Consider the following 18,784-nt stretch of genomic DNA (forward strand, 5'->3'; position numbering starts at 1 on the left):
CTCGTGCCGGGACGCGCCGTGCCGGCAACGCGCCGCGTCGGGACGCCTCGTGCCGGGACGCGCCGTGCCGGCAACGCGCCGCGTCGGGACGCCTCGCGCCGGGACGCGCCGCGCCAGGCGCCCCGCGCCGGGCGCGGTCCGGCACCGGGGCAGCGCTCGCCGGGCACTCCCGGCCGCCCGGGGGAGGGGGCGTGGGGCACCGGCCCTGGAACGGCGCCCCACGCCACCCCCGTCTCACACCCTCCGCCGGAACACCGGCCGTACCGGCCTGCCCCCCAGCCACGGCGTCGGATCGCCCGCGTCCAGCGCCTTGCGGTACACCGCGCACGCCTGGCCGACCACGTCCACCGTGCGGTCGACGTCGGCCTCCTCCAGCGCGCCGCTCACCACGAACGACGGGGCCAGCACCCCGCCCGTCAGCAGGCTCCGCAGGAACAGCGTCCGGTACTCCTGCGAGGGCCGTCCCCGCGCGTCCAGCGTCGCGAAGACCAGGTTGCTGGCGCGGCCCCGGACCACGACATGTCCGGCGACGCCCATCGCGGCCGCCGCGTCCCGGACGCCCGCGGCCAGCCGCTCGCCCAGCGCGTGCAGCCGCGCGGTGACACCCTCCTCCACGTAGGTCGTCTGCACGGCCATCGCCGCCGCCAGGGCGTGCGTCTCCGCGCCGTGCGTGGTGGACAGCAGGAACACCCGGTCGCCGTCGTGCCGCAGCCCGCCCCACTCCATCAGCTCGCGGCGCCCGGCCAGCGCGGACACCGCGAAGCCGTTGCCCAGCGCCTTGCCGAAGGTGGAGAGGTCGGGGGTCACCCCGTACAGCCCCTGCGCGCCCGCCTCCGACCAGCGGAAGCCGGTGATCATCTCGTCGAAGACCAGCACACTGCCGTGGCGGTGCGCGAGGTCGCGCAGCCCTTGGAGGTAACCCTGCGGCGGCTCCGTCTGGGTGGCCGGCTCCAGGATCAGGCAGGCGATCTCGTCCGGATACCGGTCGAACAGCGCCTCCACCGCGGCCAGATCGCCGTAGGGGAACGTCACCGTCAGATCCGTGGTCTCCGACGGGATGCCCGCCGGCATCGGCGTGGTGCCGATGAACCAGTCGTCCACCGAGAAGAACGGATGGTCCCCGCAGAGCGCCACCCGCCTGCGCCCGGTGACGGCGCGCGCGAGCCGCACCGCCGCCGTGGTCGCGTCGGAGCCGTTCTTCGCGAACTTCACCATCTCGGCGGTCGGCACCGTGGCGAGGAACCGTTCCGCCGCCTCCGCCTCCACCACCGACGGGCGCACGAAGTTGCTGCCCCGGTCCAGCTCCCGCCGCACCGCCTCCAGCACCCGCGGATGGGCGTGGCCGAGGCTCACCGACCGCAGCCCGGAGCCGTACTCGAGGTACTCGTTGCCGTCGACGTCCCACACGTGGGCGCCGCGGCCGTGGTCGATGACCGGCGCCAGGTCCTGCGGGTACTGGTCGTCGCCCTTGGCGTACGTGTGCGCCCCGCCCGGAACCGCCGCGTGCAGCCGCTCGTTCACCGCCCGCGACCGGGGCAGCCTCAACTCCTCGCCGTTCATGGCGCCTTCACCTCCAGCGTTCTCAGCACCTCGGCCAGACCCGGCGCCTTGCGGTCCCGTTCGGACGTCACCGTGACCGGCAGCGGCCAGGGGACGGCCAGTTCGGGGTCGTCGAAGGCGATCGTCACGTCCTGGGAAGGGTCGTGCTCACGGTCGATGCGGTACGACGTGTCGGCGGTGTCCGTCAGCGCCTGGAAGCCGTGCGCGCAGCCCGCCGGCACGTACAGCGTGGCCTGCGTGTCGCCGGACAGCTCGAACGTGGCCCGGCGCAGATACGTCGGTGAGCCGGGCCGCAGGTCCACCACCACGTCGAAGATACGGCCGTAGGAGCAGCGCACCAGCTTGGCCTCGCCCTTCCCGGACCGCAGATGCATGCCGCGCACCACGCCCCGCACCGAACGGGACAGGCTGTCCTGGACGAAGGCGTCCGGGTCGATGCCCACGGAACGCGCCAGGTCCGCGTCGAACGTGCGGCAGAAGAAGCCTCGTTCATCGGTGAACGGTGTCGGCTGGAACAGAAATGCCCCGGCGATCGCCGGGACCTCGGTCACCTTCATGGGGTCTCCCGTCGTGCGTGGTCGGGTGCGGCGCCGGACGCCGGTAAGAGCGCGTTCAACGCCTCGAACTGCCGGCGGACCCGCCCGGCCAGCACCGGGTTGCCCTCGGCGAGGATCCGCCGGACCTCCGTCCGGTTCCGCTCCAGCGCGCGGAACTGCTCGAGGAGCCGGCCCGCGTCGATGTCCCGCGCCGGGTGGCAGTGCTCGCCCAGCCCCATGCCTGCCATCAGCCGGTCGCTCTTCGCCGCGTAGCTCACGGCGAGCGCCGGGGTGCCGACCTTCAGCGCGCACACCAGGTTGTGGTAGCGGGTCGCCACCACCGTGTCCGCGACCGCCATCTCCTTCATCAGATCCCCCAGCGACGCCGTCGCGGCGGCGGTGACCATCGGCGAGTCGACCGCCTCGAGGATCGCCTCGGTCACCGGCCGGTCCACGTCGTCGCCGGTGAGCAGCCGCACCGACCTGCCCTCTGCGGCCAACGCGCGCACGAACCGCGTCATGCCGTCCAGGTAGCGGCGGCGCAGTTCGTCCGCCCGGTCCCGTTCGTCGTTGCTGCCGCCGAAGTCCATGACGCCCACGCACACCGGTCCGGGCGGCCCCGAGGAGTCGCCCGGCGGGGGAGTCGGCAGGGCGAACACCAGGTCGGCGTACACCTCGTCGCGTCGGGTGTCCACGCCCATCGCCCGTATCGCGTCCCGCGACAGCGTGTCCCGGTAGGACCGGTACGCGGCCAGCCGCGCCGCCCACCGGGTCAGCGCCCGCACCGGCCGGCTGCCGGTCCCGGACGCCCCGACCCCGACCAGCGCGACCGGTGTGCGCAGCAGCCGTCCCGCAGCGCACACCAGGAACAGCGAGTACGGCATGCCCCAGGGCCGCAGCGGCAGGGTGCTCTCCAGGATGCCGGTGCCGGGCACGATCACCACGTCGTGCCGGCGCACCCAGGCCGCGATGCGGAAGGCGTCCACGAGCTTGCCCACGGCCTTGCCCGCGAGGTCGCCCGGGCGCGCCGCCGTGCGGTACTCGCCGCGGAACCAGTGCAGCCGTGCCGCCGGTATGCCGTACCGGGCCGTGACGGTCTCGGGGCCGCCGCACAGGGCGTCCACCTCGGCGCCGGGACGGGCCGCGCGCAGATGGTCCAGCAGGGCCACGAGCGATCCGTCGTTGCCGACGTTCCCGGAGCCGAAAAGACCGAAGAGGCCCACCCGGGGAGACGTCACGCGGCACCCCTCTCGCGGCCGGCGACCAGGGCGTCGACGGAGATGCCGAGCGCGGCCGGGTCCACCGGGGCCCGGTCCTCGACCCGCTCGCCCGCGCCCGGGCGGACGCGGCTGGTCGCCCATGAGGCCAGATGCCGGTAGCAGGCACGCCGGTCGGCGGGGGACAGCGGCGCCCGTTTCACCGCCGACACGAACCCCCACACGTACTCGGCGAGCAACCGGGGCGTCGGGTGCAGCGGTCCCGCCCGGCGCGGGTCCAGGTTGACGCAGCGGGCGCGCTTGGAGGGGTTCGCCCGCTCGGCGCGGGTGGGGTGGTCGCGGCGGAAGTACAGCAGCTCCGGCACCTGGTGGAAGGGGCCGTGCAGGGTGATCTCGGCGACGAACGTGCGGTCCGCGTGGTGGTAGCTGTCGTGCGGCTTGACCCGGCGCAGCACGTCGGCGCGCATCACGCCGTAGAAGTCGTCGCCGCCGGGCTCGAACAGCAGGCTGCGGAACCGCTCGGGCGCGTGCGGCGAGCCGGTGTTCAGCGTGTACGCGTAGGGCACCTTGACCTTGCCGCCCTCGTCGATGACGGCCTGGTCGCTGTGCGCGAGGATCACCTCCGGGCGTTCGTCGAGCGCCTCCACGCAGCGCTTCAGCAGGTCACGGGCGTACAGGTCGTCGTGCGAGGCCCACTTGAAGAGCTCGCCGCGGCACTGGGTGAAGACGTAGTTGTGGTTCGGCGCGGCGCCGATGTTCCGGGGCAGCCGGATGTACCGGATCCGGGAGTCCTGCTTGGCGTAGCGGCGGCAGATGTCCTCGGTCCCGTCGGTCGACGCGTTGTCGGTGATGACCAACTCGAAGTCCTCGTACGTCTGGCCGAGCAGGGCCTCCAGCGACTCGGCGAGGTATTCCTCGCCGTTGTACACGGGAAGGCCGATGCTCAGCCGTGGTTGCGCGGTCATGACGTCCTCACTTCACGGATGAGAGATCTCGGTGGTGCTCGCGCAGGGCGATCCTCAGATGCAGCCACCACGCGGCCGAACCGCACACGGACGCGGCGGCGGCGCCCCAGGCCGAGCCGACGGTGCCGCCGAGGGCCGCACCGCCGATCCCGAGGCCCACGTAGCACACGGAGGCGAAGATCTGGCACCGGAGACTGAGCCGGGCCGCGCCGAGCGCGCGCAGCCCGGCGGCCGCTCCGGTACCGACACCGGCCCCCGCGACACTGAGGGTGGCCGGAACGATGAGCTCCTTGGCGGCGGGCCAGACGTCGCCGAGAACCAGGTCCCCCGCCCGGTCCGGCATCAGCAGCAGCACGCCGCCCCACAGCAGGGCGGCGACCGCCTGACCGCCGCCCAGGAACAGACAGAACCGGCCGAGCCGGTGCGGGGCCTGCCGCAGCATCCGCGCCGCCTCGGCCACGGTGACCAGCGTCAGCCCCATCAGCACGGCCAGGAACGGACCCTGCAGCAGCTCGGCGCCCCGGACGACGCCGACCGCGCCGACGCCGACGATGGCGCCGAGCCCGTACGCGCGCAACTGGCCCGCGCCGCTCACGCAGGTGTTCTCGGCCAGGTAGCGGTAGCCGAGGTCACGGTGGTCGCGGATCCACAGCCGGGCCCCGGTGAGCCGGGGCCGGATGCCGGACTGCGCCCAGCCGTACGCCCCCGCCACCGCGGCCGAGCCGCCCCAGGCGAGCACGAACGCGGGCACGGTGCCCACGTGGGCCGCCACGACCATGGCGGGGACGAGCGCCACGCCCCACACCACGTCGTTGACGAACGCCTTGCGGCCGACGCCGGCCGCGAAGAACGAGTACCGCCAGGCGTCCTGGAGCAGCAGCCCGGGCAGCACCACGCCCAGGCAGGCGAAGGCGGCGCCCACACCGCCGCCGATCAGCGGCCAGGCCGTCAGACACAGCGCGCCGATGACCGCGCCCACGACCAGCGAGGTGCCCGTCGACCGGGACACCGCTTGGCGCCAGGACGCCTCGGACACCCCGCTGAACCGCACCACGAGCGGGTCGGTGGCCAGACCCCGGGAGACGCTGAGCACCACGCCGTAGGTCACCCAGGCCAGGCTGAACACGCCGAACGCGGTCAGTCCCAGCGAGCGGGCCACGTACACGCCCACGGCGAAGTTGGACAGGCTGGAGGCCGCCTGGTCGGCCAGCCCCCACGACAGCCGGCCGGCCACAGCCCGTGTCACGGTACGGGCCGGCCGCGCCGGCACAGTCGTCCCGTCCCCCTCGGCGGCCATCTGTGTCACGCCTTGACCAGCCCGGCGCCGTGCAGGGCGTCGGCCGCGGCGGCCACGGTGTCGAACGGCAGACCGGCCCGCTCGGCCACGTCCAGCAGAGCGTGCTCCCCGTCGGAGAGGCTGAGCACCCACAGCATCGCCAGCTGGGCCTCCTGCGCGTCGCTGCGCCCGCCGAGCGCCCCGTACAGCCCGCGCCGCCCCAGCTGCGGCTCCCCGTACGGGCTGAGGTTGACGTACCGCCGGTTGCGGTCGAGCACGGCGAACGCCTCCCGGCAGACGGCGAGGGTGTCCTCCATCGCCTCCGGCGTCACGAAGTCCAGGTCGTCCGCCGAGGTGTGGTACTCCGGGTAGCCGGCGTACGGGGTCCGGCTGAGCGACCCCACCCCGAGGTCGAAGCCCGGTGAGCAGAACTGCCGCTCGTCGTAGCCATACGGGGTGAACTCCCGTATCTCGTGCGGGCGTCCGGAGGTCTCCAGCACGTACCGCATGACCCGGTCGATCTCCGCGTCCCCGCGCCTGCTGCGCTTGTAGGTCAGCGAGCCGCGGTCGCCCGCGCAGGCCAGCACGAGACCGTGCTTCACCCGCTCCACCCGTCCGGCGTTGCGGGCCAGCCAGGTGATCGCCCCGACGGTGCCGGGCGCGAACAGGAACCGGTACGTGTAGTACGGCGTGCCCTCGGCCAGCGACCGGGCGAGGAAGGCCGCCACCGCGATGCCGGCCAGGTTGTCGTTGGCCAGCGACGGGTGGCAGACGTGACTGGAGACGATCACCTCGTCGGGCACCTGCCCCGGCACCACGTGCTCGGCGTAGGTGAGGTGCCCGTCCGCGAGCGTGGAGTCGATCCGCACCTCGTACTCGCCGTCCGGCAGCGCGTCCAGGGTCTCCTGCGCGAGACAGAAGCCCCAGTCGGGCTTGTAGTAACTGGTGCGGTACGGAACCCACTTCGGGTGCTCGGGCAGGGTGTGCAGATGCGGGCGCAGCTCGGACAGCCCCATCCGCGCCGACACCGGCACGCTGTACCCGAGCACGTGCAGGCTGGAGTCGGCGAGGTCGACGACCCGCCGCCCCGACGGGTCGGCGATCCACGCCTCCCGCACGTTCCACTCCTGCGGCACCGTCCAGTCGAGCACCTGCGTGCCGGTGGGCACCTCGCGCACCTCCAGCGGCAGATGCTCCCCGACGATGTCCAGGGTGGCGCGCACCCCGTCGCCGGTGATGCTCCGGCAGAGCGGGTACATCCGCTCCACCAGGGCGTGCATCTCCTCGCCCGGCGTGGTCACGACCGCCACCGCAGGGTGTCGTCGACCGTGCCCGCGTCGGACGCGGCGCGCAGCACGGCGAGCCGGGTGAACCGCTGCTCGAACGCCTCCCGGGTCAGCCCGTGCGTCCGGTAGGCGTCGGCGAGTTCCAGCGCGCCGCGCTTCACCGTCCACTCGCAGTCGAAGCCCGGGATCGCCTCACGGAACCGGGAGAAGTCCACCCGGTAGGAGCGCGGGTCGGCGCCCGTCTCGCCGGTGATGACCACCTTGGAGCCGTCCACCGCGTCCGCGACCTGCTGGGCGATCTCCGCGACCGTGACGTTGTTGACCTCGCTGCCGATGTTGAACGCCCGGTCGTGCACCGCCTCCCGCGGCGCCTGGAGGGCGGCCGTGAACGCGCGGGCGATGTCCGCGGCGTGCACCAGCGGCCGCCACGGCGTGCCGTCGGACAGCACCAGCACCTCACCGGACAGCAGGGCGTGGCCCACCAGGTTGTTCAGCACGATGTCGGCGCGCAGCCGCGGCGAGTACCCGAAGGCGGTCGCGTTGCGCATGTACACCGGGCTGAAGTCGTCGTCGGCCAGCTCGTGCAGGTCGTCCTCCACCCGCACCTTGGACTCCGCGTACGGCGTCACCGGGCGCAGCGGGGCGTCCTCGGCCACCAGCTCGTCGCCGCCCGCCGCGCCGTAGACCGAGCAGGTCGAGGCGTACAGGAAGCGCCTCACCCCCGCGTCCCGGGCGAGCTTCGCCAGCCGCACGGACGCGTGGTGGTTGATGTCGTAGGTCAGTTCCGGCGCCAGCGCCCCCAGCGGGTCGTTGGACAGGGCGGCCAGGTGGATCACGGCGTCCACCCCGGCCACGTGGTCGGCCGTGACGTCCCGCAGGTCCACCCGCGTCCCCGGAGGGTCCGCGGGCGTCGGCCCCAGCACGCAGTCGGCGAACAGGCCGGCGTCCAGCCCGACGACCTCGTGTCCGGCGGCCGTGAGCACCGGGGCCATCACGGTGCCCAGATAGCCCTGGTGTCCGGTGAGCAGTACGCGCAAGGTTTCAACCCCCCAGGTCGACAGTGAGTTTGGTGACGGCGAACGCCTCGGCGTAGCGCGCGTTGCTTTCGATGCCCCGGATCCGGGCGAGCCCGAGGAAGGCCTCCCGGTCGTACCAGGGCCGGTGCCGCTGCGAGGGGTAGTGCTCCTGCAGCAGCCGCACCTTGTCCTCGGCCGTCTCCGGCGCCAGCGGCTGGTACACCACCGGACGGCCCAGGTCCCCGTCCCACTTCACGATCTCGTAGCCCAGCACGAGATGGTCGCGGAACGCGGTGGTCATCAGCTTCGCGAGGCCCCGGTGGTCTTGGTGCGCGTCCTCGGTGCGCGGCGCGAGCACCAGGTCGGGCTCGGTGCGGGCGCGCAGTTCCTCGACCGCGGCCTTGGCCTCAGCCCAGTGCGCGGGCAGCCGGCCGTCGGGCAGCTTGTCCACGGTCAGCCGGAGGTCGGCGCCCGGGCAGAACGCTGCGAGCGCCTCCGCCTCCTCCTGCTCGCGCTCCGTGCCGCCGCCGGACAGCACCAGCGCGTCGACCCTGAGGCCCGGGCGGGCCAGGCACAGGGTCAGCAGGGTCCCGCCGGCGCCGATGGCGATGTCGTCGCAGTGCGCGCCCACCGCGACGATCCGCTCCAGACGCCCGGTTCCCAGCCGGATCACGCGCTCACCCCCGCCCCCGTACGCTCCCACACGGCCCACGGCCGGTCCCCCCGGGCGTAGGCCTCGTCCAGCGCCGTGCGCTCCTTCACGGTGTCGGTCGGCTGCCAGAAGCCGCGGTGCTGGTGCGCAACGAGCCTTCCCCGCTTGGCCAGTTGGGCACACCCGTCGGCGACGAGATCTCCGTTCTCGGGGATGTGGTCGAAGATCTCCTGGCGCAGCACGAAGTAGCCGCCGTTCTCCCACAGCGGCAGCTCGCTCACCGGGGTGATGCCGCCCACCAGGCCGTCCTGGCCCAGCTCCACGCAGTGGAACGACGACTGCGGCGGCACCACCATCATCGACGCCCCCGCGTCCCGGCGGGAGAACCGGTCGATCATCTCCGGCAGCGGGGCGTCGGTGAGCACGTCCGCGTAGTTGGCGAGGAACATCTCGTCACCGTCCAGGTGGTCCCGCACCCGGCGCAGCCGCTCCCCGATGGGCGACTCGATGCCGGTCTGCGCGAACGTGACGGTCCAGTCCGCGATGTCGGTGGACAGCAGCTCGGTGCGGCCGCCGCGCAGCACGAAGTCGTTGGAGACGGTCTCCTCGTAGTTGAGGAAGAAGTTCTTGATGTGGTGGGCGCCGTAGCCCAGGCAGAGGATGAACTCCTTGTGCCCGAAGTGCGCGTAGTAGCGCATCACGTGCCAGATCAGCGGGCGCGGACCGACCATCGCCATGGGTTTGGGGATGTCGTCGTTCGCCCCGGCGCGCATGCGCATCCCGTAACCGCCGCAGAACAGTACGACCTTCATCGCTCGACCTCGACAATGCTCAGTTCCGGGATGGGGAAGACCAGCCGGCCGCCCCACTCGTGCACGTACGCCAGCTGCTCGACCAGCTCGGCGCGCAGGTTCCAGGGCAGCACCAGCACGTAGTCCGGCCGGTCGGCGGCGATCCGCTCCGGCGGCAGGACCGGGATGCGCGTGCCCGGGGTGTACCGGCCGTGCTTGTACGGGTTGCGGTCCACCGTGTACGGCAGCAGGTCGGGCCGGATCCCGCAGTGGTTGAGCAGCGTGTTGCCCTTGCCCGGGGCGCCGTAGCCGACGACCGTCCTGCCCTCCTCCGCCGCGTCGACCAGGAACCGCAACAGGTCCCGGCGCACCTTCGCCACCCGCGCGGAGAACTCGGTGTACCCGGACAGCTCCTGGAGCCCGGCGGCCTTCTCCCGGGCCAGCACGTCCGCCACCCGCCGGCCCGGCTCCCCGGCCGCCTCCTCGGGCCGCGCCCACAGCCTGAGCGAACCGCCGTGCGTGGGCAGCAGCTCCACGTCCACCAGCGTCAGCCCGCCGCTCGCCAGCGCCCGGATCGCGGAGGCGACCGTGTAGTACTGGAAGTGCTCGTGGTAGATCGTGTCGTACTGGTTCTCCTCGATGAGGGTCAGCAGGTGCTGCACCTCGACCGACACCCAGCCGTCGTCCGCGACCAGCGCGCGCAGCCCCTTGGTGAAGCCGATGACGTCCGGGATGTGCGCGTACACGTTGTTGGCGACCACCAGATCGGCCGGCCCGTGCTCGGCGCGCACCGCCGCGCCCGTCTCGGGGCTCAGGAACGCGGTGAGCGTGGGCACGCCCGCCTCCCGCGCCGCCGCGCCGACGTTCACCGACGGCTCGACGCCCAGGCAGCGCACCCCCCGGTCCACCACGTGCCGCAGCAGATAGCCGTCGTTGCTCGCCACCTCCACCACGAACGAGTCCTCGCCCAGCCCCACCCGCGCCGCCGCGTCCTCGACGAAGACCCGCGCGTGCTCCACCCAGGAGGACGAGTACGACGAGAAGTACGCGTACTCGCTGAACGTCTCCTCCGGCGTGATCAGCGGCGGTATCTGCGCCAGCCAGCAGTCCGTGCACACCCGCAGGTGCAACGGGTACGTCGGCTCCGGCGCGTCCAGCCGCTCCGCCGCGAGAAAGCTCTCGCACGGCGGGGTCGCCCCCAGGTCGACGACGCTCTCCAGCGCCGTCGAACCGCACAGTCGGCAACGTGTCATCTGCTTCCCCCATCCCGCTCGCGCAGGTCCCCCCGGCGCGAACCCGTGTGCGTGTCCCCTCGCGACGGGTCCGCCCCGCCGCGTCCCGCGATCGCCGCGCGGTACCCCTCCTCCAGGCGCGCCAGCCCCACCTCGGGACTGAAACCCCGCTCGTACCGGAGCCGGGCCGCCCGGCCCATCTCCCGGTTGCCGTCGCCGTCCGCGGTGACCCGGCGCAGCGCTGCCGCCAGCGACGCGGCGTCGTCCGGCCGGTGCAGCAGCCCGGTCACCCCGTCCTCGACCAGCTCGGTGAAGGCGCCGTGCCCGGCGGCGACGGCCGGCACCCCCGCCGCCATCGCCTCCACGACGACCAGCCCGAACGCCTCCTTCCAGGTCGACGGGGCCACCACGGCCACCGCCCCCGCCACGGCCTCACGGCACCGCGTCCGGTCGTACAGGCCGACGTGGCGCACGTCGTCCCGGTCCGCCGCCCAGGCCGCCACCTCCGCCTCCAGCGGGCCCGTGCCGGCGATCACCAGCGGCACGCCCACCCCGCCGGCGGCGGCGAGCTCGTCCCACGCGGCCATCAGCAGCCGCACGCCCTTCACCTCCGCGAGCCGCCCCAGGTACAGCAGGTGCTCGCCAGGACCGGTGCGCCGCACGGGCGTCTCCGGCACGAAGTTGTGCTTCACCACGAGCCGCCCGGCCGGCATCCCCGCGTCCACGAGGACCTCACGCTGCGCCGCCGAGATGCAGAAGAACCGCTCCACGCCCGACCACCAGCGCCGCCGGTTGACCGACAGGCTCACCGCGAGCGGCACCGTCGCCAGCCGGGAGCCGCGGTAGCAGCCGTGCCGGACGGCGGGCAGCGGCGCCCGGCCCACGCACGCGGTGCACGGCGAGCCGTCCCGGTGCAGGGTGCCCGGCGGGCACACCTGGGTGTAGTTGTGCAGCGTGGCGACGGCCGGCACCCCGGCGTCCGCGCAGGCGGCGATCACCGCGGGCGACAGCAGCGGGAAGACGTTGTGCAGGTGCACCACGTCCGGCCGCTCGGCGCGCAGCCGCTCCGCCAGCCGGGTGCGCACCGCCGGGTTCCACGGCACCAGCAGCGGGATCGCGGCCTTGGCCGGCAGCGAGCGGGCGGCGATGTCGTCGCTGCGCCGCTCGAACACCCCGACCCGGTGGCCGGCCTCCCGCAGCAGCGCCACCTCCTGGTCGACGACCTTGTTCTCCCCGCTCGGCTGCGCCGACGCGTAGCGGTTGTGCACCACCATGACGTGCATTCACGCCACCTCCTTGCCGCGGACCGGCCGCGCGACGGTCCGGCGGACGGGATCCGGCGCCGGAGGACCGGCGTCGGACGCGGACGGGCCGGCGGGCGCCACCAGCAGCGAGGCCGCCAGGGCCAGGTGCAGCAGGTACGGCGAGGCGTCGCCCAGGCCGGCCTCGGTGTACGAGGCGAGCCCGCAGTAGGTGATCAAAAACAGCGCGCAGGCCCGCGCGAGCGACGGCGGCCGCAGCAGCGCGACCGTGGCCGGCACCAGCACGAACCCGGCCACCAGCGCCACGCCCAGCAGGCCCTGTTCGTGGTAGACGGCCAGCCAGCTGTTGTCGATGGGCAGCCCGTCGAACGACTTGTCGCCGAGCCCCACCCCGAACAGCCGCTCCGCGCCCGACCGGGGCGCGTCCAGCAGCGCCTCCCACACCTTGGCGCGGCCGGTCAGGGTGGAGAAGTTCTCCTCGGTCTGGCCGCGCAGGAACCACGCCTGGAGCAGCGACCCGAACGCGACCGCGGCGACCGCCGCGCACAGCGTCGCCCAGCCGAACCAGCGGCGGGCGGCGGCGCTGGTCAGCACCATCGAGCCGATCGCCACCAGCAGCCCGGCGAGCAGCCCGATCGTCGCCGTCCGGGTGTGCGTGAGGGCGAGCAGCGCCAGCGACGGCACGATCACCAGCGCGGCGCTCCGCCGGTCGGTGCGGCGCCCCAGCACCATCAGCACCGCGAGCCCCACGACCACCGCCGCGTACTGCCCGATCTGCGGCGGCGTCAGCGGCCACAGCGCGCCCACGAGACGTCCGCCGTAGAGGTCGGGCAGGGCGGCGCCCGGCGACAGCAGCAGACCGGCGGCGACCGAGCACAGCACCAGGAAGTACCAGCGGATGTGGTACCGCACGAACGTGGTGGACCCGTCCCACCAGCGGCTGATCAGCCACAGCGTGGCCACGAACACCGCGAACCGGCCGCACCGGAACAGCGCCCCGAAGCCGGCGCTCAGGTCCACGCTGGAGATCAGGCTCGGCACCAGCAGCAGACTGAGCAGCAGCAGGAACGCGCCGGGCCGCACCCGCAGCCGCGGGTTCATGGCCAGCGCCAGCGCGAACGCGGCGACCAGCGCGCCCATCGTGACCATCTGGATCAGCGACCGGGGCAGCGGCACGATCGTCTCCGCCCCGGTGGAGCCGAGGGTGTTGAGGACCAGCAGCCCCCATACGGTCCCGACCGTCCTCGGCGTGTGCTCCACCCGCACGTCAACCACCGTCCCCGGCACGGTAGGTGCTGCCCGCGTCCTGCCGGTACGGCGCGCCCTGCCACTCCCGGAAGTCCAGCTCGCCGCTCGGATCGTGCGCGACGAACGTCCACGGCCCCTCGTAGACGTTCTCGCGCCAGCGGTTGTGCTGCTTCAGCGTGATGGCGTCGGCGACCTTCTCGCCCATGTACGGCGACCAGTCCGGGTAGGTGCCGTAGTTGGCGAGGACCGCCATGCGGTCGCACATCGACGTGCAGTCCATCGCGGACCTGTCCAGCAGGAACCGGTTGTGGTGGACGTCCACCCGCTGGGTCCGCCACCGGCAGTCGGCGTACAGCGGCGCCTTGGTGATGCCGGGCCGCGCGCAGCGGTCGATGTCCTCGACGAGGAGGGTGCAGTCGGCCGAGGAGGTGTTGGCGGGGCTGTTGCAGAACCGGTCGGCGTTCTCCCACAGCGTGATCGCGTTCCAGTTGTCCTCGAAGAGGTTCCCGGAGATCTCCAGTGTGTCCGTGCGGGCCTTCACTCGGGGCTCGCCGCCGGACTCCGAGATGTAGACGGTGGCGAACGGGAAGGTGTCGCCGCGCTCGGCGTACCGCTTCCCCTCCGCCCAGTTGTTCCGCCGGATCGTGTTGTTCCTGATCACCGCGTTGTAGCTGGTCTCGTACATCAGGGCGGCACCCTGGTTGTCCTCCAGGACGTTGCCCTCGATCAGGAAGTCGTTGTTGTTGGTGTCCGCCCACAGACCGGTGCCGCGGTTGCCGTGCACCCAGTTGCCGCGCACGTCCGCCCCGTCGACGGCCCAGAACTTCACGCCGCCGGTGCAGCCGCAGCCGGGCCGCTTCTTCTCCCAGTCGTGCCGGTTGTTGTCGGTGATCTCGTTGCCCTCCAGCACGAGGTCACGCAGCGGACCCGACCCCTTGTAGGCGTTCATGCCGTACTGGCCGTTGCCGCGCAGACAGCTCGCCCGCACCTGCTGCCCCGACCCGGCCATCAGCCCGGCCCCGGAGTTGAACTGGACCCGGGAGTGCTCGATCACCCAGCCGTCGGCCGAGTCGTGGTTGACCACGCCCTCGTCGTGCGGCGCGACGAAGCCCTGCACGGTCAGGTGACGGATGGTGACGTCGGGCGCCCCTCCGCCGAAGGCGTACTGGTTGGTCCTCCGGCCGTCGAGCACCGCGCCGGGCGCGCCGAGGTAGGTGTTGCCCTTCTTGGGTTCCACCTGCGCGTACCGGTCGTCGGCCAGCCGGTGCCTGCCGGGCTTCAGCCAGAACGTGGTGCCCGCCGGGCTGGAACCGGTCTTCGCGGAGAGGTCGCCGGGCACCGAGGGGTCCACGGTCACCGCGCCGGACGGCGCCTTCGCCGGTCCGGGCTTCGGCCTCTCGCACACCCGGGCCACGGACCGCGGCGCGCCGCCGGAGCCCTCCGGCTGGGTGCGGGCGTCCGCCCGTGACCGCCCGTCCGGCTTGTTCGCCGGCTCGGGCTCGCTCTCGCAGCCGGCGGTCGCCAGCAGCGCCAGCGCCAGCCCGGCCGCCGGCGCCCAGCGCCGCCACCGGCGCACACCCCCTCCACGCAGCACCATCGGGCCCCCTAGCCGTCGAACCCGAGAACGGTGGTGAACTCGGCCGTGTTGTCGACGGATCCGCTGCCGACCAGCGTGGTGCTCGGCACCTTGCGCCCGAACCCGGGGGAGTACCAGCCGAGCGGCGGTGTGCTCTCGCGCCGGTGCGCCCGCCAGGTGAGCCCGGCCGGCAGGTCCAGCACGGCCGAGCGGTCCTCGCCGTCCCGCGTCCAGGTGAGCCGCGCCCGGCTCCCCTCCAGCTCGGCCGTGATGTCCGGACCGAGGTGGAACGCCAGACGCACCTCCCGGCGGTCGCCGCTCACCGTGTCGACCACCCGCACCTCACGGCGCTCGTGGGCGAGTTCCACCTGCCGCCGGTGGAGCAGCGGCCGGTAGCCGTCGTGCTCGGCGCACCAGCGCGCCGTCTCCCCGTCGGCGTCCACCTTCAGCACCCGGGTCGCGGCGTGCCGGGTCCACAGGAAGGGGCCGCCCGACACCGACTGGTCCCGGCCGCCCGCCTCGAGCGTGTTGTGGCCGAGCGTGGAGCGGAAGTAGCTCCGCCACTCGGGCTGGCCGTGGTAGCAGTACGTGCCCGGGTCCGCCAGCACGTCCACGCCGTCGTGCCGCACCTCCACCGACAGCGCGTCCGCGTGGGCGTGCGCGGCGATCGACAGGAAGCCGTGCGGTCCGCCGTCGCAGCGGCACCAGATCCCCCCGGGCCCCCGCAGCACGGTCAGTCCCGCGTCCGCGAAGTGCGCCGGCCGGCTCCCCGGACGCGCCACGCCCTCGCCGTACGGCTCGGTCAGCGAGGCCAGCAGCGGGGTGCGGACGTCGGCGCCGGGCACCTCCGGCCACCAGTCGAGCCGGCCGAACACCGCCTCGCCCGTGGCCAGCAGCGACCCCCAGCGGTCGGTGTCCGGGCCGTCCAGCACCAGCCCGTGCCCGTCGTCCGCGTCGCCTTGGCGGGGCGGGCGCAGCCGGTCGTCGACGACGGCCGCGAGCGCGTCCGTCATCCGCAGCAGCACCAGCCGCGTCGTCGCGGGCACGGCCACGCCCGCGGCGTCCGCCTCGGCCAGCGCGGCCAGGCCAAGCTCCAGCACCAGACCGTGGTACTCGCTCGCCAGCTCCCGGTTGATCCCGGACAGGAAGGTGTTGGCGCGCAGATGCCGGTCCAAGTCGCGCAGCGCCTCCGCCCGCCACCGCGGCGAGTACGGGAACCAGCCGAACGCGCAGGACGCGGCGAGCTGTCCGGCGGCCTCGGCGACCGCGTGGTTGTTCGCCGAGGAGCCCCGGCTGGGGAACGCGGCCAGCCAGCGCTGGTGGTGCCAGATCTGGTCCAGCGCGACCGGGTTCTCCTCGAACAGCGCGGGCGCGCCCGCCCAGCCGTCCAGCAGCCTGCGGATCCACACCCACGACAGCAGCCGGATGCCCAGCTCGATGCCGCTGACCCAGTGCGCGCCCCGCAGCGGCGGGTTGGCCTCCCACCACGACCGCAGATGCGCGGCCGTCCGCTCCGCGTACCGGTCGTTCCCGGTGAGCGCGTACGCGGCGGCCAGCACGGTCAGGTACTGGTGCCGGGACGGCTCCCAGATCTGCTTGATGTCGCCGACCGTCTCCTCGTCCCGGTAGGGCACGTCGAAGGCGTGGTCGAGCGGGGCGCGGCGGCCGGTCTTCGGGTCGGACTGCCAGTCCGGGTCCGTCATGTCGTCGCGTACCACCCCGAAGAACTCGGCGCGCCCCGCCGTCAGCCGGTCCGCCTCGGCGACCAGACGCTTCACCGCGTCCGGGTCCACCGCCGCGAGCGCGCCCTCGGGCAGCACGGCCGTGAACCGGACGCCCGTCACCGGGGGCCGCTCGGGCAGCCCCGACCGCCAGCGCCGTCGGCGCACCGCGTCGGCCGCCCGGCCGGCGGCCTCCCGCGGCCCCATCCGGGACAGCCGCCGCAGGTACCACCCCGCGCTCATGCTCATCGCGCCCCCGCCAGGGTGACCGGGACACCGCTCGCCAGCGCCGTGGGCACCGCGAGGGTGGCCGTCGTGGTGGCGGCCAGCGACTCCAGCGGCACCGGCATCGGCCCGCCCGTCCGCACGGCCCTCACGAACGCCGCCAGCTCCGCGTTCTGTCCCTTGTCGCGGGCCTTCGGCAGCCGCGAGCCCACCCACTGCCGGCGCCGCCCGTCGTACACGGCGGCCCGCGTGAAGTCGTCCAGCCGCAGCACCTTGCCGTCCGCCACGAGGTCCAGCGTCTCCTTCGGGAAGGACGAAGGACCCGAGGTGACGTAGCTGATCGTCGCCGTGGACCCGTCGGGGTAGCACAGCACGATCTGCAGGTCCTCGTTGCCGGCCGGGGCGGCCGCGTACACCGACACCGGGTCGGCGTCCAGCAGCCAGCTCGCGGTGTCGACGAAGTGCCCGCCCTCCCCGGCGAACCGGGACCCCTCGGTGTCCTGCCGCAGGTACCAGCTGCCGTGCTCAAGGCGGCCCGCGTTGACCAGGTAGCGCAGGCTCGCCGGGCCGGTGCGGGCGCCGAACAGCTCCCGGGCCTCCCGCAGCAGCGGGGCGAAGCGGCGGTTGAAGCCCACCTGGATCCGGTCGTTGCCGGACTCCTCCACCGCCGCCAGTACTCCGGCCAGCTCCTCCTCGGTGAGCGCCAGCGGCTTCTCCACGAACACCGCCTTGCCCGCCAGCAGCGCCCGCCGCGTCAGCTCGGCGTGCGAGCTGTGCCGGGTCACCACGAACACGGCGTCCACGGCCGGGTCGCCCAGCACCGCGTCCAGGTCGGTGGTGGCCTTCCCGAAGCCGAACTTGCGCCGCGCGTTGGCCGCGGACAGCGCCGTGGTGGTGACGACCGTGGACAGCTCCACGCCGTCGCGTCCCGTCAGATGCGGCAGCAGCATCGACGACGCGTAGTTCCCCGCGCCGACGAACGCCAGCCGCACCGGGCCCGAGCGTCGCGCGGGCGCCGTCCGGCCGGACGGCCGCGGCACCTCGGGCACCGTCATCTCCGGCGCCTCGACGGCGGGCGCGTCCCCGGCCGACGCGTACCGGAACAGCACGGCCACCGCCTTGAGGTCGCCCTCCTCGAGCCGCCGGTACGTCTCCACGGCGTCCTCGAAGTCCGCGACGTGCGACACCAGCGGCTCGACGTCCACGCTGCCCCGCGCGATCAGGTCGAGGAAGCACGCCAGGTTGCGGCGCTCGGTCCAGCGGACGTAGCCGATCGGGTAGTCGCGGCCCTGCAGTTCGTACTCCGGGTCGTAGCGCCCGGGTCCGTAGCTGCGGGAGAAGCGGACGTCGAGTTCCTTCTCGTAGTACGCGTTCCACGGCAGGTCGAGCCGGCACTTGCCGATGTCGATCACCCGGCCGCGGTCCCGGCACAGCCGCGCGGCCAGCTCCACCGGCTGGTTGCTGCTCCCGCCGGCCGCCAGGTACACCTGGTCCACGCCCATGCCGCCGGTGAGTTCGGCGACCGCGCTCTCCACGCTCGCCGAGCCCGGGTCCCCGCAGGCCGCCGCGCCGAGCCGCTCGGCCAGCTCGCAGCGCGCCGGGTCGGGGTCCACGCCGACCACCCGTACCCCGGAGGCGTTCAGCAGCTGCGTCACCAGCTGCCCGATCAGCCCGAGACCGATCACCAGGGCCACCTCGCCGAGCCGCGACTCACCCTGCCGCACACCCTGCAGCGCGATCGACCCGACCGTGCCGAACGCCGCGTGCCGGGGCGCGACCCCGTCCGGGACCGGGGTGTAGAGGTTCTTCGGCACCCAGTTCAGCTCGGCGTGCAGCGCGTGCTCGTTGCCCGCGCACGCCACGACGTCGCCGACCTTGACGTCGTCGATCCCGGCGCCGACCTGCTCGACCACCCCGCACAGCGAATACCCGAGCGGCGTGTACGAGTCGAGCTTGCCCATCACCTTGCGGTACGTCGCCGGCACCCCGTTGGCGGCGACGCTCTGCACGACCTTCGCCACCTGGTCCGGCCGCGACCGCGCCTTGCCCAGCATCGACATGCCGGCCTCGGACACCTTCATCATCTCGGTGCCGGTGGAGATCAGTGAGAAGGCGCTGCGCACCAGCACCCCGCCCGGCTTGCAGCGCGGCGCCGGCACGTCGAGCAGCGTCAGCTCGCCGCTCTTGTAGTTCTGCACTACCTGTTTCACGGAGTTCCTCT

At 73.5% G+C, this 18,784-nt stretch carries 15 protein-coding genes; all 15 read right to left on the reverse strand.

The features are described from left to right. Positions 1-234 precede the first annotated feature (234 nt). Genes MTR79_RS08720 through MTR79_RS08790 form a run of 15 tightly spaced genes read right to left on the reverse strand, consistent with a single transcriptional unit; the run spans position 235 to position 18,773 of the window. On the reverse strand, positions 235-1,560 hold the full coding sequence (locus MTR79_RS08720) for a glutamate-1-semialdehyde 2,1-aminomutase (RefSeq protein ID WP_244789681.1): 1,326 nt from the start codon (positions 1,558-1,560) through the stop codon (positions 235-237). Continuing rightward, positions 1,557-2,117: a dTDP-4-dehydrorhamnose 3,5-epimerase gene (gene rfbC / locus MTR79_RS08725; protein ID WP_189363353.1), complete on the reverse strand. Its 561-nt coding sequence runs from the start codon at positions 2,115-2,117 to the stop codon at positions 1,557-1,559. The genes MTR79_RS08720 and rfbC overlap by 4 nt, the downstream gene beginning before the upstream one ends. Then, complete coding sequence (locus MTR79_RS08730; RefSeq protein ID WP_086703078.1) at positions 2,114-3,319, reverse strand: polysaccharide pyruvyl transferase family protein; 1,206 nt, start codon at positions 3,317-3,319, stop codon at positions 2,114-2,116. The genes rfbC and MTR79_RS08730 overlap by 4 nt, the downstream gene beginning before the upstream one ends. Positions 3,320-3,330: 11 nt before the next feature. After that, entirely contained in the window at positions 3,331-4,278 is a 948-nt protein-coding gene (locus MTR79_RS08735) for a glycosyltransferase family 2 protein (RefSeq protein ID WP_102641530.1), read from the reverse strand. A gap of 7 nt (positions 4,279-4,285) precedes the next feature. After that, positions 4,286-5,575, reverse strand: a complete 1,290-nt coding sequence (locus tag MTR79_RS08740) for a hypothetical protein (protein ID WP_086703081.1) — start codon at positions 5,573-5,575, stop codon at positions 4,286-4,288. A gap of 5 nt (positions 5,576-5,580) precedes the next feature. After that, positions 5,581-6,864 (reverse strand): DUF4910 domain-containing protein, encoded by a 1,284-nt coding sequence (locus MTR79_RS08745; protein ID WP_244789682.1) that lies wholly within the window; start codon positions 6,862-6,864, stop codon positions 5,581-5,583. Continuing rightward, positions 6,852-7,877 carry an SDR family oxidoreductase gene (locus MTR79_RS08750; RefSeq protein ID WP_086703083.1) on the reverse strand — a complete coding sequence of 342 codons (1,026 nt, stop codon included), beginning with the start codon at positions 7,875-7,877 and terminating at the stop codon, positions 6,852-6,854. The genes MTR79_RS08745 and MTR79_RS08750 overlap by 13 nt, the downstream gene beginning before the upstream one ends. 4 nt (positions 7,878-7,881) lie before the next feature. Beyond that, positions 7,882-8,529 (reverse strand): PIG-L family deacetylase, encoded by a 648-nt coding sequence (locus MTR79_RS08755; RefSeq protein ID WP_244789683.1) that lies wholly within the window; start codon positions 8,527-8,529, stop codon positions 7,882-7,884. Beyond that, on the reverse strand, positions 8,526-9,320 hold the full coding sequence (locus MTR79_RS08760; RefSeq protein ID WP_048456111.1) for a glucose-1-phosphate cytidylyltransferase: 795 nt from the start codon (positions 9,318-9,320) through the stop codon (positions 8,526-8,528). Before MTR79_RS08760 ends, MTR79_RS08755 begins: the two co-directional genes overlap by 4 nt. After that, positions 9,317-10,552 carry a class I SAM-dependent methyltransferase gene (locus tag MTR79_RS08765; protein WP_189363355.1) on the reverse strand — a complete coding sequence of 412 codons (1,236 nt, stop codon included), beginning with the start codon at positions 10,550-10,552 and terminating at the stop codon, positions 9,317-9,319. Before MTR79_RS08765 ends, MTR79_RS08760 begins: the two co-directional genes overlap by 4 nt. Next, positions 10,549-11,814 carry a glycosyltransferase gene (locus tag MTR79_RS08770; protein WP_244789684.1) on the reverse strand — a complete coding sequence of 422 codons (1,266 nt, stop codon included), beginning with the start codon at positions 11,812-11,814 and terminating at the stop codon, positions 10,549-10,551. Before MTR79_RS08770 ends, MTR79_RS08765 begins: the two co-directional genes overlap by 4 nt. Then, positions 11,815-13,059 carry an O-antigen ligase domain-containing protein gene (locus MTR79_RS08775; RefSeq protein ID WP_244793091.1) on the reverse strand — a complete coding sequence of 415 codons (1,245 nt, stop codon included), beginning with the start codon at positions 13,057-13,059 and terminating at the stop codon, positions 11,815-11,817. A gap of 1 nt (position 13,060) precedes the next feature. After that, positions 13,061-14,638, reverse strand: a complete 1,578-nt coding sequence (locus MTR79_RS08780) for a right-handed parallel beta-helix repeat-containing protein (protein ID WP_086703089.1) — start codon at positions 14,636-14,638, stop codon at positions 13,061-13,063. 8 nt (positions 14,639-14,646) lie between these two features. After that, a complete protein-coding gene (locus tag MTR79_RS08785) occupies positions 14,647-16,587 on the reverse strand; it encodes an alginate lyase family protein (RefSeq protein WP_244789685.1) in 1,941 nt (646 codons plus the stop codon). Continuing rightward, on the reverse strand, positions 16,584-18,773 hold the full coding sequence (locus tag MTR79_RS08790; protein WP_244789686.1) for a bi-domain-containing oxidoreductase: 2,190 nt from the start codon (positions 18,771-18,773) through the stop codon (positions 16,584-16,586). The genes MTR79_RS08785 and MTR79_RS08790 overlap by 4 nt, the downstream gene beginning before the upstream one ends. Positions 18,774-18,784 lie beyond the last annotated feature (11 nt).

This window comes from Streptomyces sp. BJ20 (assembly GCF_022869105.1).
GTDB lineage: Bacteria > Actinomycetota > Actinomycetes > Streptomycetales > Streptomycetaceae > Streptomyces > Streptomyces griseoincarnatus.

Coding starts and splice junctions, on each gene's coding strand:
- MTR79_RS08720 (WP_244789681.1), bottom strand. CDS start 1,560: ATGAACGGCGAGGAGTTGAGGCTGCCCCGGTCGCGGGCGGTGAACGAG.
- rfbC (WP_189363353.1), bottom strand. CDS start 2,117: ATGAAGGTGACCGAGGTCCCGGCGATCGCCGGGGCATTTCTGTTCCAG.
- MTR79_RS08780 (WP_086703089.1), bottom strand. CDS start 14,638: ATGGTGCTGCGTGGAGGGGGTGTGCGCCGGTGGCGGCGCTGGGCGCCG.
- MTR79_RS08765 (WP_189363355.1), bottom strand. CDS start 10,552: ATGACACGTTGCCGACTGTGCGGTTCGACGGCGCTGGAGAGCGTCGTC.
- MTR79_RS08770 (WP_244789684.1), bottom strand. CDS start 11,814: ATGCACGTCATGGTGGTGCACAACCGCTACGCGTCGGCGCAGCCGAGC.
- MTR79_RS08760 (WP_048456111.1), bottom strand. CDS start 9,320: ATGAAGGTCGTACTGTTCTGCGGCGGTTACGGGATGCGCATGCGCGCC.
- MTR79_RS08740 (WP_086703081.1), bottom strand. CDS start 5,575: ATGGCCGCCGAGGGGGACGGGACGACTGTGCCGGCGCGGCCGGCCCGT.
- MTR79_RS08735 (WP_102641530.1), bottom strand. CDS start 4,278: ATGACCGCGCAACCACGGCTGAGCATCGGCCTTCCCGTGTACAACGGC.
- MTR79_RS08785 (WP_244789685.1), bottom strand. CDS start 16,587: ATGAGCATGAGCGCGGGGTGGTACCTGCGGCGGCTGTCCCGGATGGGG.